General features: G+C 56.8%; 15 protein-coding genes and 7 pseudogenes. 9 read left to right on the forward strand and 13 right to left on the reverse strand.

Translation table 11 applies throughout. The features are described 5' to 3' along the window. The 5 genes and pseudogenes from PY650_RS35525 to PY650_RS35545 all read right to left on the reverse strand — a co-directional run. Positions 1 to 162: AAA family ATPase (locus tag PY650_RS35525; protein WP_285884755.1), on the reverse strand; the 162-nt coding region annotated here is incomplete at its 3' end. Between the two features lie 77 nt (positions 163 to 239). Then, positions 240 to 407, reverse strand: a pseudogene (locus tag PY650_RS35530) (integrase); the annotation flags it as partial. Between the two features lie 347 nt (positions 408 to 754). Beyond that, positions 755 to 889 carry a hypothetical protein gene (locus PY650_RS35535; protein WP_285884761.1) on the reverse strand — a complete coding sequence of 45 codons (135 nt, stop codon included), beginning with the start codon at positions 887 to 889 and terminating at the stop codon, positions 755 to 757. Between the two features lie 36 nt (positions 890 to 925). After that, positions 926 to 2,386, reverse strand: a complete 1,461-nt coding sequence (locus tag PY650_RS35540) for a L,D-transpeptidase family protein (protein WP_285884738.1) — start codon at positions 2,384 to 2,386, stop codon at positions 926 to 928. A gap of 286 nt (positions 2,387 to 2,672) precedes the next feature. After that, positions 2,673 to 2,807: pseudogene (locus PY650_RS35545) on the reverse strand (integrase); the annotation flags it as partial. A 107-nt stretch (positions 2,808 to 2,914) separates the two neighbouring features. Between PY650_RS35545 and PY650_RS35550 the strand changes: the two are divergent. The 3 genes and pseudogenes from PY650_RS35550 (at position 2,915) to PY650_RS35560 (ending at position 3,983) form a co-directional block, all read left to right on the forward strand. Then, the gene (locus PY650_RS35550; protein ID WP_285884739.1) at positions 2,915 to 3,193 is read left to right on the forward strand and encodes a type II toxin-antitoxin system Phd/YefM family antitoxin; all 279 of its coding nucleotides are present in this window, start codon (positions 2,915 to 2,917) and stop codon (positions 3,191 to 3,193) included. Next, positions 3,180 to 3,612, forward strand: a pseudogene (locus tag PY650_RS35555) (plasmid maintenance toxin (PemK-like)). The gene PY650_RS35550 and the pseudogene PY650_RS35555 overlap by 14 nt, the downstream one beginning before the upstream one ends. 191 nt (positions 3,613 to 3,803) lie before the next feature. Further along, positions 3,804 to 3,983: a hypothetical protein gene (locus PY650_RS35560; protein WP_285884740.1), complete on the forward strand. Its 180-nt coding sequence runs from the start codon at positions 3,804 to 3,806 to the stop codon at positions 3,981 to 3,983. Between the two features lie 582 nt (positions 3,984 to 4,565). On the opposite strand, the gene PY650_RS35565 is transcribed toward PY650_RS35560, so the two are convergent. The 4 genes from PY650_RS35565 to PY650_RS35580 all read right to left on the reverse strand — a co-directional run bounded on the left by PY650_RS35565 (position 4,566) and on the right by PY650_RS35580 (position 7,063). Further along, complete coding sequence (locus PY650_RS35565) at positions 4,566 to 4,889, reverse strand: nucleotidyl transferase AbiEii/AbiGii toxin family protein (RefSeq protein WP_285884741.1); 324 nt, start codon at positions 4,887 to 4,889, stop codon at positions 4,566 to 4,568. Further along, entirely contained in the window at positions 4,889 to 5,158 is a 270-nt protein-coding gene (locus tag PY650_RS35570) for a hypothetical protein (RefSeq protein WP_285884743.1), read from the reverse strand. Before PY650_RS35570 ends, PY650_RS35565 begins: the two co-directional genes overlap by 1 nt. Positions 5,159 to 6,098: 940 nt before the next feature. Then, on the reverse strand, positions 6,099 to 6,461 hold the full coding sequence (locus PY650_RS35575; RefSeq protein ID WP_285884745.1) for a YrdB family protein: 363 nt from the start codon (positions 6,459 to 6,461) through the stop codon (positions 6,099 to 6,101). After that, complete coding sequence (locus PY650_RS35580; protein WP_285884747.1) at positions 6,458 to 7,063, reverse strand: TetR/AcrR family transcriptional regulator; 606 nt, start codon at positions 7,061 to 7,063, stop codon at positions 6,458 to 6,460. Before PY650_RS35580 ends, PY650_RS35575 begins: the two co-directional genes overlap by 4 nt. Positions 7,064 to 7,134: 71 nt before the next feature. On the opposite strand from PY650_RS35580, the gene PY650_RS35585 reads away from it, so the two are divergent. The 4 genes and pseudogenes from PY650_RS35585 to PY650_RS35600 form a co-directional block, all read left to right on the forward strand. Beyond that, positions 7,135 to 7,374: a hypothetical protein gene (locus tag PY650_RS35585; protein WP_285884748.1), complete on the forward strand. Its 240-nt coding sequence runs from the start codon at positions 7,135 to 7,137 to the stop codon at positions 7,372 to 7,374. A 20-nt stretch (positions 7,375 to 7,394) separates the two neighbouring features. Then, positions 7,395 to 7,892 carry a histidine kinase gene (locus tag PY650_RS35590; protein WP_285884750.1) on the forward strand — a complete coding sequence of 166 codons (498 nt, stop codon included), beginning with the start codon at positions 7,395 to 7,397 and terminating at the stop codon, positions 7,890 to 7,892. A gap of 118 nt (positions 7,893 to 8,010) precedes the next feature. After that, positions 8,011 to 8,331: a hypothetical protein gene (locus PY650_RS35595; RefSeq protein ID WP_285884752.1), complete on the forward strand. Its 321-nt coding sequence runs from the start codon at positions 8,011 to 8,013 to the stop codon at positions 8,329 to 8,331. Positions 8,332 to 8,389: 58 nt separating this feature from the next. Next, a pseudogene (locus PY650_RS35600) lies at positions 8,390 to 8,846 on the forward strand (IS6 family transposase); the annotation flags it as partial. Here the strand turns inward: PY650_RS35600 and PY650_RS35605 are convergent. Continuing rightward, positions 8,846 to 8,953 (reverse strand): annotated as a pseudogene (locus PY650_RS35605) (DDE-type integrase/transposase/recombinase); the annotation flags it as partial. The pseudogenes PY650_RS35600 and PY650_RS35605 sit on opposite strands and share 1 nt — an antisense overlap. A 1-nt stretch (position 8,954) precedes the next feature. Between PY650_RS35605 and PY650_RS37595 the strand changes: the two are divergent. Beyond that, positions 8,955 to 9,092: pseudogene (locus PY650_RS37595) on the forward strand (IS6 family transposase); the annotation flags it as partial. Between the two features lie 45 nt (positions 9,093 to 9,137). Here the strand turns inward: PY650_RS37595 and PY650_RS35610 are convergent. Both PY650_RS35610 and PY650_RS35615 read right to left on the reverse strand, forming a co-directional pair. Beyond that, positions 9,138 to 9,319: pseudogene (locus tag PY650_RS35610) on the reverse strand (helix-turn-helix domain-containing protein); the annotation flags it as partial. A gap of 293 nt (positions 9,320 to 9,612) precedes the next feature. Next, a complete protein-coding gene (locus PY650_RS35615) occupies positions 9,613 to 10,986 on the reverse strand; it encodes an ISNCY family transposase (protein WP_285884753.1) in 1,374 nt (457 codons plus the stop codon). Positions 10,987 to 11,219: 233 nt separating this feature from the next. Between PY650_RS35615 and PY650_RS35620 the strand changes: the two genes are divergently transcribed. Beyond that, positions 11,220 to 11,912, forward strand: a complete 693-nt coding sequence (locus tag PY650_RS35620; protein ID WP_285884757.1) for a hypothetical protein — start codon at positions 11,220 to 11,222, stop codon at positions 11,910 to 11,912. A 100-nt stretch (positions 11,913 to 12,012) separates the two neighbouring features. On the opposite strand, the gene PY650_RS35625 is transcribed toward PY650_RS35620, so the two are convergent. Next, positions 12,013 to 13,008, reverse strand: coding sequence for an IS30 family transposase (locus PY650_RS35625; RefSeq protein WP_285884759.1), 996 nt, complete (start codon positions 13,006 to 13,008; stop codon positions 12,013 to 12,015). Positions 13,009 to 13,070: the final 62 nt, after the last annotated feature.

The raw sequence follows: 13,070 nt of genomic DNA on the forward strand, positions 1-13,070 counted from the left end.
GCGATCAGCATCCGATTCCAGATCGAGATAGATCGATGGACGATGGTCGGCTATGGAGAGTGCCAATGTCGTCTTACCGACCTGACGCGGGCCGATGAGTGCAACAGCCGGGTTGGTGTCGAGCAACTCGTTCAGTTCTGTTGATATTCGACGGTCAATCATCCTTGCATTTATGGAGTTGAATTCCAGAATTGCAAGGCAAATTAGTAAGCCTCCTCGAAAAGACCTTGATGCGGCCGTTACATCACTAATCGCGCGGCTCGCCCGTTCTTCCTTTCGGCGTTGTTGTCGTAGCTTGCGGCTTGCGTCACCGACTTGCGCAACGACTGCTGCATCGCCTCCTGCAGCGGCACACCGCGGTTGGCGGCTTCCGTCAGATATTCGGATCTTAGCCTATACGCAGAAAACGCGGTCGCACCTCGACATTATCAGGCGTGCCGTGGTTGGGATCTGAGGCGCATTCGAGCGGATCCAGGCGTGATGGGCGACGCATTTTATCAGCAGGGGCGAAGCCGAGCGAGAAGCTGCGACCGCCGACCGAACCGCTAAAAGCGTTTCCCCTTGGGATCGTGCTGAAGGCCTGCCGGCAAATTATGGACTATGGGCGCGGTCTACACTTGCTTGATGTTGCAGTTGTAAGCCGGCGCTGGCAGAATGCAAAACTCGCCGTCGATATTGGAATGACTGCCACATCATTCACCGTGTTGGGAGCTCCCAACAGCAGGCACAACCGTCTTTGCCTCGATAGGAGAGGTCACGATGGTGGAATAACCAATCCATGTTCATCCTCAAGCCGACGGGCAAGCTCTGGCATGGTGATATCCGGTTTGCCTTCGACCTGTGCAACCAGGAAATCGCGAAACGCTGACAGCTTCACGATCAGTTTCATTTAACTGCCAAGTGACCGCACTGGTGGTGTGCGGCACTAATGGGTGCGGTTTGACGTAGTGGTCGCTATCGCATTCAACGTTTCCGCGTCGCGTCCATAGATATCGTCGTAGTATTCGACAGTTCCGTCTGTAGTCGGCCATGCGGTGAAGTAAGCAACATAGACAGGAACCTGTTCAGGAAGCGGCATGTCCTTCTTCTCTCCACCCGCTATTTGCTGGCTGACGAAGTCCACCGTCTGATTGAGGACGGCCGCCGCCATGCCACGGGGGTTCTCCAGACGCACACAGCCGTGGCTGAACATGCGGTCCTGAGACGCGAATTTGCCGCGAGCCGGCGTGTCGTGCATGTAGATGTCGTGGGCATTGGGGAAGAGGATCTTCAATTGCCCAAGCGCATTATCTGGCCCAGGCGGCTGGACAACCGATATATTCTCGAGCGGCTGAGACCAATCGACCTTCGCTGACGGCATCTGCTTCCCCTTCACGGAAACGACATAGCCTTCCTTGTCCAAATAGGCCGGATCGCGCTTCAAATGTGGCAGCATCTCATTGTGAATGATCGATTGCGGCACACCCCAATCAGGATTGAATTCGACCGTCTTGATCGACGCATTGAAGAAATTTGTCTGATGGTCCTGCTGACCGATAACGGCCTTCATCGAAAGTGTGGTCTGGTCGTTTTCGTTATAATATGCCATGTAGGCGGGCTGGTTGATGAAGACGTACCGCTGCGGGAATTGCTGCGGTAGCCAACGAATCTCCTCCATGGCCACAATTACCTTATTGATATCAGCGGCGGTGTCCGATCCCTGTCCGGATGTCCGCAGATAGTGAAGCTCGGCAGCAAGCTGGCCAAATTTCGGGTTGCCCGGCATCAGTCGGTCGAAGACGGGCAGGAGATCGGGCAAGACGGATAGCTGAGACATCGTTGCCTTCAGATCGACAGGCTTGCGTTTGAAATCGTAATAATGGGACAACTGGTTCGGATCGATGCGCCCACGGAAATTGTCCTGCAAGAACATCAGCATCTTACTGGACAACGCTATTTCGAATTGGGCCAGCGCCTTCACGCGCTCCGGTGAACCTTGCGGCAGGGACTCGAACGTTGCCGACACGGCGTAGTCCTCTGGCGTCAACCCCCAGTCGCCGGCCTGTTTCATCAGATCGATTGCCTGCGCAGCCTTTACCGTCGCACCCTTACCATCCACCCAGACGAGCTTCGCCTTCGGTTGATTGTAGTAGGCCTCGACGATTTCCGCGATATCGACATTCATAGGCACTTGCACGCTGCTCATTTCGCGGAAGATCTTTGCCTGATTGGCGGCTACGGGATCAAAAAGCGTGGCTAGTGGCGATGCATTACCCCGTGGCAAGAGTTCGGCAATCCGGCGCGCCGGACCGGCGTAGGGAACTGACGATTGCGTCGCATCCGCTAGCGCCGCCGTGGAGGCTTCCGGCGGCTTGGCGGGCGCTGCCAGCGCACTTGCTGAAAGCATGCATAGACCAACGAAAGACGGGAGTGCGCAAACGGCTAGACTTTGTTTCATCTTTTGTCCCACAGCGTGACCTGAATCTCCGTCCACGGGCTCCGACAGTGGTTCGGCCATCCAGGCCGACATGCCATTGTTTCGAACTATCGAAAATTCGCGTGAACCTGCCGATGCCTTTGGACGCATAAAGAGGCCATTTAAAGGTCAATCGCGCCGCCGATGATAACGCCAAGAGATCCCATCGCCGTCTGACGCGCGGCATAGTTGGTATAACCTTGGGCCGCTCTGGTCTTCAAAGAAGTCGAGCTGCCCGCCCGCTGCGTCTGGTTGCACTGTTGTAATAGCTCGAGGCCTGCTGCACCGACCGATGTCGCGACTGCTCCATCGCTTCGGGCAGCGGAATGCCGCGATTGGCCGCTTCCGTCCGCCATCTGGCGACGGCGCTGTGCTAGACTTTACAAGAGCCTTCATTTTTCATTCCTACTTGCGGGATTTCCGGGAAATCCGTATTTTCCGGAAAAAAGGAGAATACACATGACAGTGACGGTAACCGCCGCAGCGGTCTCGAAAAATTTCGGCGCCTTTCAAGATGCCGCGGTTCGCGAGCCGGTGATCATCACCAAGAACGGCCGGCCCCGTACGGTGCTCATTGCCTATGAGGACTATCTTCGGCTGATGCGGCGAGAGCGTCGCGTCGAACTGACGACGCAACTCGGTGATGAAGATATCGCCGCCGTCGAAAAATCCGAAATGGACCCGGGTCTTGATCATCTCAATGCCGAACTGCTGACGGACAAGAATGCCGCCGACTGAACCGAAGGTCGGCTGGGTCTTCCGGTTATTCCTATCTCTGGCATCGGCATCACCTCGAGGGACGGGAGGAGGAGGGCGACAAGGATCGGCCGAGCCTGGTGCTGGCGATCGTGACCGCACTTGATGAGGGAGCGCCGATCGTGCGCGTCTTGCCGATCACACATTCGCCACCGATTAATCCGGCCGATCCCATCGAGATTCCGCCGGCCACTAAGCGCCGCCTTGGGCTCGACGACGACCGGTCGTGGATCGTCTTGAGCGAAAGCAACCGCTTTGTTTGGCGGGGCCCCGATATTCGTCCGCTCGACAGCGAAAGCGGCTACTACGGGCCACTGCCGCCAGCCCTGTTTGCCGAGGTCAAGCAGCGTTTCGTGGCGCTTGCCCGGGGCAGCCATCGTTCCACGAGCCGTAGCGACTAAGGCTAGACGGCGGCATCCGCCGCGCCTGCGCGGTGTCTAACTGTTTTTCCGGGGCATTGGAACTGGTCTTCCGTCGCTTTCAGCTCTTCGTGCGAGCCTGTGAATTGTTACGAGTTCAGCTGATTTGCGAGCTTAGATCCATCACTATCGATACCTGAAACTAATCGTTACGCAGGCTCAGAGAGCAAGTCATGCCGAAACAGCGGATGCTCAGTGCGGATGCCCTCGGTTGCCATGGCGAGAAGCTGTTCACCGGCGTCTTCACTGAGGATGGTATCATCGTATCATCCTCGACCGCTGATGATTGTCGCTTTGCGCTCGAAATTAATCCACCTTTGCGTTTCGACGAGACCCACTCCCATCGCGAGTAACCTTGTCGGACCAATTCCGTGAGCTGCTTAAGGAGTTCAGCGCGAAATGGAAAAGTGTGGAAAATGCTGCCGAAACCTAACGACCATCGCTTTGAGCGCGTTCGGGTAGTTAGGAAGCTCGTAGGCCTTCATCGAGATTACCGTGGATTTTCAGAGAGATGAGATCTTGAGATTTTCGCAGGTCGCGGGTTCGATTCCATTCAAGAGCAAGTAGTCCTGCTTAAACCTCGGTTGGCCCATAGCCACAAACGGCCTCTAGAATCTCAATCGTCATCTGCTGTGCTTGCGATGGGATCCTTGAGTATTTTGATTGGTATAGAAGTTTGGACATAACAGCCTCGGCGAGCCGGGCGTCCATCACGCGTGCCGTTTTCAGCGCGCGTGCGCATGATTCCTTGAACGGAATGAGCGCCTTTACGAGATAATCATGGCCCTCGCTCTCGCGGACGCACGCGATATCGAACATGTCGCGTGGCTGCATTGAGCCCCCGCGATAGAAAATCTTCTTCGCAACAATCTCGCCTGGCGTTTCGAGGTAAACCCTCTGTCCACGTATTTCTCTTTCTCTCGTGGGCTCAGACGTCAGGTGCGTTGCGACGATAAAGTCGACCTCTCCGATTCCTTGAACACGATTTTGAGAGCATGCGTGCCGTCGAAAGTGTAAGCGTCAGGGTATATATCGAGAGTAAAGCCCTGCGTTTGTGGATTGAGATAAGGCAGCACCTGAGGATCGTCGATGAAGATATCGACATCGAAACTTTCCCGATGGTCGATTTGAAGCATCAGCGCAGTGCCGCCGCCGAAACTCCAGCTGTCGAGAACGGTGAACTTCGAATTAGCTTGGCTGATTATCTTCTGGGCCTGGTCAAAGAGCTCTGCCCAATGACTATTTTCAGATTGTGTCACTAGGCGGCCCGGGCGAGCGGCAGTTCGTATCCGGCCATGTCGGAAAACCGCTTTGCAACGACAGAGGCATCTGTAAGATTGACGTGCATTTCATCGAGAAACGAATGCTGAAGGCTTTCGCTAACTTCAGAAAAGAACGCAAATGCAGATGCGTCGTAATGATCGGCGCTTCCCGGGTCGACAATCTTCGACGCCAACTGCTCAGCTGAAAGGCTCGTCCCGTAAGGGGCGTTTACCGTTGCTAACACTGTCGTAGTGACTAACGTCATCGATTTTTACCGCAATTAATACATCACCTTATATAGCGTCTTGCGGCGATGGAGACAAGGAGCGAGCAGTTTGACGGCCTCGGTTCGCATCCTTTCAAGCGCTATGCTTCCTAACAGCATTATCTGGTTCCGCTTATTTGTGGTTCCCCGCAGCGCGAATAAATGATCATCGGGAATGTGGAAATGAAAGAAATCGCATGGGCAACAGGGGACGACAGAGTGCTTTCGGGGACTAGAGCCCATGATGCAAAATTGATTTTCTTGGATTTTGTAAACCTTCGCCAGCTTGCTCGATTACACCTTAGATAGCCACGTCAGCAATCTCCGCAAGAAGCTTGAGCAGGTGGCCGCGCATGGCAAGTTATTCGTGGTGTCAGTTGCAGATTGGCGGCAGAACACTAAACGCGGAATGGCGGGGACGCTACCCAATTTGCTGCTCAGGCGCGAACCGGCATAACTTCGTTGGGGGCCCAATTTTCGGTGCGTCCTGGGCAGCCTATCGACAGGCCCTCCCATAAATGCTCGGGTCGCGCCGACGGCCAGTTCGGCACCGACTACCAAATTTTGAGAAACATTTACGAGCTTTTGCGCAATGGTTGGAGGCATGCTGTGAATGTCGTGCCTCGTCCTTTTCTCCTCCACCACTGACGCTATTCTACCATGGGTCACACCATGCGCGGTAAGACATCGGTCGGGCCACCCCTGATGTCGGCCCTTCAAAACCAAAACTGCCGCGTTGGCAGAGGCAGAGCGTCTGGCCGCCCATCAGCCCACAAAATAGCAGCATCTGATTCTACCCGCCGTGACCGCAGGAAAGCGCTTACGCTGTGACGCCCCAGCACCCGTTTCAGATTGCGGAATTTGACGGCCATGGGCCAGCTCCGTCGCATACTGCCCGGGATGGGTACGCGCGGCACGCCGGCATCCCGCGGTCTCAATCTCACGAGATGAGCGCTAGGGCGATTCGATCGGCAACGGCAACCGCGATCAGCGCGAGTGCCGACACCGGCCAGCCAACGTAAGCCAGGATCAGTGCCGCGCCCGCGAAGAACGCGGCTTCGAGAGCCAGCCGCCCAGCCAGTCCGATCTCGTGCTTGCGCTTTGGCGAGAGGAAGGCGCCCCAGACGGCAGCGCTCATCACACAGAACACGAGCCCAAGTAGCACCTGCACCAAGCCCGTTACGTCGAGATGCGCGGCAAAAATTGCAAGTGATGCGAGAATGCAAAGCTTCAGGGAAAATCGTATACCGAGCACCGTTGCTCTCACTGTTTGTCCACCACGTCGTTGGATTCGTTCGCTCATTTTTGAAGCAGTCCTAAGCCGGTTAAGAGCCGAATGATGTAGTCTCTGAGCTGCTCCTCCGTCTGGTCCGCAGGCTCGAGAAGGATCTGATGGAGCAGGGCGCCGATCAGCATGTCTTGGATTAGTTCCGGATCGAGACTACTCGGAAGAGCGCCAGTGGCGCGAGCGCGCCGGATCATGTTGGAGAAGGCCGCTCTGCGTGGACGCAGGACGGCCTCAGAATAAATTGCCTTCAGCTCTGACTTTTCGCCCAGGGCCAGCACGCTGCGCGAAAGGCCCCGATAGAGCGGGTTGAGCATCTGACGTGGCACATTCTCCACGAACCAATCCATTACCTCTGAAATCGGCCGCTCGGCCCAGTCGGCGAATGTGGCCTCCGCCTCTTCGCAAAGGTGGCCGAGGGCTCGAGCGAGGATTTCTTCTCTGGAGGACCAGCGGCGGTAAATCGCGGTCCTGCTGACGCCGGACCGTTGTGTGATCTGCTCGAAGCTAACCGCGCTAAGCCCACCCTCGATGAATAGCGCCAGCGCTGCATCAAGGATTGCGGCATCGACCTCAGGGCTGCGGGGACGGCCGGTTCCGATGCTGGAGGATGCGCGCATTGACAGGGTCCAAGCCAAAGCTACGCTACAGTAACGTATCGTAAGTCGGTACGTCAGCATGGAGGCGAAAAATGGTGGCGAAAGTCCTCATAATCCTTCTGGCTGTCTATTCCCTCCGGGCCCTGGCGAAGTTCGGCTTCGCGCTCAGCTATCGCAGTCGCCGGAAGGCCTTGGACCGCGCGTCGACCGCCGACGATATTACTGCGAACAGTACCAGAAATGGTCCGATCGACTTCATAGGGATTAGGAATATTTTCGGCATATGGGAGCATCATCGCACGGCAGTTGCGCGCCGCAACGCCGACGTCTAATCTTCTAATCAGGACCTATCATGAAACATATGCTTTTGGTCGCGGCTCTCGCGATCTCCTTTCCGATGTTTGCTCATGCCGAGACGCTGCAGTTTCCAAGTGAAGAGCCGATAGCTGAGGTGTCTATCCCGCACAGCTGGGGACCGAAGGAAACTGAAACCGGAATTGATGCAACCTCGCCAGATTCCGCCATCTATTTTTCGATCGATATCGCGGATGATGCAACCATGGACAAGACGGTCGACAACGCCGTCGATTTCCTCGTCAAGAATGGCGTGACTATCGATGCAAAGAGCAAGCATGAGTTTCCTGACACGACCCTAAACGGCATGAAGCTCGGCCATCTCGAGTGGGACGGCACCGATAAGGACGGCCCGGTGCATGTGCAACTCGCATTTGCGCAGCCGTCCGAACACAAGATGCTGGTCATCACCTATTGGGGCTCGACGGAAGACGAGGCCAAGCATGATGACGCGGTCAGTGGGATTATCTCGTCCCTGAAGCCGATCAACGACTGATCACGGATCGGGGGGGGGGGGGGGGGGGGGGGGGGGGGGGGGGGGGGGGGGGGGGGGGGGGGCCTGCTTTTCATCCGCAACGGCGGCAGACCATTACTCAGCAAGCAGCAACACTGCCATGAGCATTACCGGCGACATCGATATGGATGATGACGGGATCACCTTCGAGAACGGCAAGGAGCTTACCTTTTCGGATTTGATCGCAGACAGTTTGGTAGTCGATGGCAAGCGCGTGCCGGGATCGGTTTATCGCCTCGCGCAGCCGCTTGATCCGGAATTGAAGAACGGCAACCGTCTCTGCGGCGCAGGCAAGGTCACCTATCTCGCCACGTGGAGCGACGGCGACGGCTCCATGGCGATCGCGGTGTTCACCGGTTCGAGGCCACCGCGAAGCGACGACGAGAGCTGTGCCACCTATAGCTACGAAGACCAGGAGTAAGATTTTTTCGGCATCGTCAACTTAACGGAATGTGGAATTGGCTGTGCGATGACAGGCCATGACAGATGGTGATTCGCTTTATCGCCGCCATCGCTTTCCAACTGAGGTCATCGCCCAAGCTGTGTGGCTCTATTTCCGCTTTCCCCTCAGCCTGCGGATGGTCGAGGATATGTTGGCGGCGCGTGGCATCATCGTCTCGCATCAGACGATCCGGCTTTGGGCAGAGAAGTTCGGACGTTCCTTCGCCAACGAGATCCGCCGCCGTTCATCTGGTCGGCTCGGCGACAAATGGCATCTCGATGAGGCCGTCGTTTCGATCTGCGGCAAGAAGCAATGGCTCTGGCGCGCCGTGGATCAAGACGGTTTTGTTCTGGAGGTTCTGGTGCAAAGCCGCCGCAATGCCAAGGCGGCAAAGCGCCTGATGCGTAAGTTGTTGAGCGGTCAGGGACGACCGCCGCGGGTGATGGTCACCGACAAGCTCCGCTCCTACGATGGCGCAAAGCGGGAGATCATGTCGCGGTGACTTAAAGCGCTTCATAATCCGCTCTCGTCGCCGGATCGGCTGATGGGAATTCTCCGCCCGGTTGTTCAGCCCTTTGTGGGAGCGATGCTCGACACCCGGCAATCTACAACGCTTCGTCTCCATCCATGACCCGATTGCCAACCTGTTCCACATCCCACGTCATGACATCTCCTCCGGTCACCATCGCGAATTGCGTTCAGGGGCGATGAGCCTATGGGCGGCAATCGCTCGGGCATGAACCACAGTGGCGCGAACGGGCTGCCGCTGTTTCGCGTCCGTTAAGTTGACGATGCCCCCTGGAGATATCGTGAGCAACCGTGCTGTAATAGCCGTCGTAGTGCGGTAAATCGTCGAGCGGTGACGGCCAAGCTGGCGGGCCATTTCGTTGACCGGAACTTTTGCCGCCACCAGCTGATGTAGGCGTCGTCGGTCGGCGAGAGCAAGCTGCGTATAGCATCGGGACATGCCAAAATCTCCAAAGTGAAGCGATTGAAATCATTGGCATGTCGCACTTGAAAATAGAATGTACCCGGCTACACACACAATGTGGCAGCAAGGTTGAATTGTCCGGCGCTGCGCAAAGTTAAAATGTCACTTTGAGCGGCGTCGTCAGCCATTTAGACATGCGACACTCGACATCTCCACCGGCGCTGAGGCAAGCCCCCGACCGGACCGGCTGGACCGGGTTGCAAGGGAAGGGAGGGGGCGGATGAGGGCCACCCCTTCGGCTTTAGCTTTGAGACGATCCAATCGACCCGTCACTCGGCAGCTTGCTTTCTCAACAGTGCCTTTTCGCGCCGAGCAATGACGGCGGGATCGTTCATAAAATCCGTCCGCTTGCCCGGCCTGCGGCCCCGCGGTTTGTAGCCAATCTTCTCGCTGTTCGTCTTCACGGCGGGCTTCGTCGGCTGCTCCTGACGCTCCTTGATGTAGGCCAGGAGATCACCGAGCCGCTTGTTCTCGGTGATCGCCGCATGCGTCACCCGCTGGTCCTTGTCGAACACCCGGTAGGGTAGGGAATGCCCCTTCCAGCGCACATCCAGCCTGCCGTCGGCAAGCGCGTAGGTCTCGACATACCGACCGACCAGCCCGCGCGTCACCTCGGTCTCCTCCAGCATGATCCGCTGGCGCTCGAACGAAAACGTCAACTGGGCACCGACATAACGCTGCTCACGTTTGCACAGGACGTCGCGCAGCCGATCCGGGGCAAGGTTCAGCGGCCGATGCAGATCGTCAGATCGGGCAGGGATAACGGCAAACTGGTGGTTATAGCGCTCCATGAACCGAGGCAGGAAAGCGTTGCCGTCGTCCATGCCGCAGATACCCTCCAGACGCTGATCCTTGATCAACCGGTCCTGTAGCGTCCGGTTCATCCGTTCGACGCGACCCTTGGCCTGGCTCGAGTTTGCACAAAGAATCTCGATGTTTAGCTCGCAAAGCGCCCGCCCGAACTGGGTCATGCCCTGACCGCCCTTGGCATCCTTCTTCGCCACCCGGAACACCGAATGCTTGTCGGAATAGAAGGCGACCGGAGCACCATGCGCCTTCAGATAGAGTTCCAGCGCCTCGAAATAGCTGAACGTACTTTCCGATCGTACAAACCGCAACTGCATCAGCTTGCCGGTCGCATCATCGATGAACACCAGCAATGTACATGGATCACCGCGATCTTCGAACCAGCGATGTTCGGATCCATCGATTTGCACCAGTTCACCGTAGGCCTCGCGCCGCAACCGCGGCTGATGAAACGTCCGCCGCTGCTTGGCCGATAGCCACAGGCCAGCAGCCACCATCCATTGCCGCAACGTCTCGCGCGACACGCGCAATCCATCGCGTTCGGCAAGCTTCTCGGCCGCCAGCGTCGGACCGAAATCGGCATAGCGCTCGCGCACGATCGCCATGGCATAATCGCGTACGCCGTCGCAGATCCGATTGTTCGACGGGCGGCCGATCGCCTGATGCCTTATCGACGCCGCACCGCCAGCGCTGATCCGATCGCGCAGACGACGCACCTGGCGCGTGCTTAAGCCAAGCACATGTGCCGCCGACACCAGCGTCATGCGCCCGGCAATCACTTTCGACAAGACCTCAATTCGAAGCAGGTCACGCTCGCTCATCGCAATCAATCCCATCCGCAATCTCCCAGGTCATCAAAACCCGGGGAGAGTGACATTCCAACTTTGCAGGATCAGGACACTTTATCTTTGCGTGCGACTTCTAATGTAAATGCAACAAGGGCTTAGAGGCTGCTACAGGGTAGGGAGATCAGCCCCCGATCCGACCGGCTGGGCCGGGTTGCAAGGGAGGAACGGGGGCGGGTGATGACGCTCCCCTTTGGCTTTATGGGGACGTCGATGTCGCCGCGCTGTCACCACTTGTTCGTGGCATGCTTCTTTCGATTGCCTATGCTGACGGTGAGGGTGGCATAGGATTGACGGCGACCGGCGCCATGAACCGCAAGTTCGTGCATTGGGCCGCTGTGCACTTCCTATGGCCAGGATTCACAGCAAAAGATCTCTACAGCATGAACAAGGTGCTCAATGAAAGCGACATGCCGCCGCTTTGGGTCGTGCGCGACATGACCCGTCATCTGAAGCTTCTCCGCCGGAAAAAGAATGTGCTGCTGCCAACCAGACGCGGCCGGGAGTTTCTGGTGAACCCGCAAGCCTTCTTCGATCTGGTCGCCACGGATTATCTCTATTCGTATGTCCACGCCACCGAGCGGGAAGAGGAGGTCCGAGCGCGTTTACGCTGGTGGCGCATGTTCCTCAATCTTCTCAATATCAAAGCCAGAGAAGGTTGCACGCCATTAGATGTTGTAAAGATCCTCTATCCAGATCTGGCGCCTCTTTCAGAAACCGAAATGACCCTGGAAGCCTGGAAGCTGAAATCCGATCTTCAGTATGGCGTCTTCCAACGCTTATGCTGGCTCGGCTTGCTCTATGAGGCACGAGAGGGGCTCACACTCTTCCAGGACGGATCCTTCCACAAGACGCCGCTTTGGTCCGCCTGCCTGCAGCTGGAATCGGATACGCAAAGCGACATCGGCGTGCACTGACGATCTTTATTCCGCCGCTGGTTGCCTCAATAACGCTTTCTCTCGCCGCGCAATCACAGCAGGATCATTCATGAAATCCATCCTCCGCCGCGGCTTGCCGTCATTTGTTCACTTCACGCCTGAACACTTCAGCTGGGGTGCAGAAACCAAGGCATTTTCTCGGGGTATTGTTCAACTGATCAATCAGTGATCGTATCGATTCATCAGGAACTGACAGGACAGCAGTATCCCTCGGCAGGTAACGCCGAATCCGCCGATTCATGTTCTCGACGGAGCCTTTTTGCCAGGGCGCAGACGGATCGCAGAACCATGCATCGGTTCCCATTCCTTGTTTTAGTCGCCGCCAGGAGACGAATTCAAATCCGCGATCAAACGTCAAACTTTGGCGGGCATGCTTGGGCAGGGGGCTGAGCACGTTGATGAGCCGCTCCATGATTGGCTTGGACTGCCGGTCGTTGTTCTTGAACAGCATGGTGAACCGGCTCGTCCGCTCGACAACCGTTGTCACATTGGCATTGCCCTGAACCCTTTCGAAGATCATGAGATCGGCCTCCCAGTGACCGAATTCCTTGCGATCGTTGATGACTTCCGGCCGATGCTTGATCGAACGCTCATCTGGAAAGACTGGATTCTGCGGCTTGCGAGCATATCGCGGCCGGCGCTTTCTCCGCCGTTCCGGGAGAAGCCGCGCGAGTTGCTGCCGTTGTCCTTCTGGTGAATAGACATACCGGTAGATCGTCTCGTGACAGACGCTTGCCTTGGCCGCTGGTTCGATCTTCAGTCGTCCAGCAATCTGTTCCGGCGACCAGCCGGATTCCAACTTTCCGATCACTTCGTTCCGCAGATCCTCGCGACGAAAGAGCTTGCCGATCCGCCGGCGCCTTTCGTGCGCCATGTCGTTGGCGGTCATCGCCCAATAGCCCTCGGCATCGGGCAATTCCTGATCGTGCCAGTAGTTGCGTTTGATCTCCCGGGAGATGGTCGCACGGTCCCGGCCGAGGCGTCTGGCGATCTCAGACTGGCTAAACTTCTGATCCAACATCCTGGAAATCGATCGGCGTTCGTCAAAACTCAAATGCGAAAAGGTACGGCTCAAACCATGGCTCCCGAAAAGCAGGCAGCTTAGCGCCTTTGTTGCAGTTCGAGATAGAATGTACC

It is taken from the genome of Martinezella calliandrae, assembly GCF_030272695.1.
GTDB classification, from domain to species: domain Bacteria; phylum Pseudomonadota; class Alphaproteobacteria; order Rhizobiales; family Rhizobiaceae; genus Rhizobium; species Rhizobium calliandrae.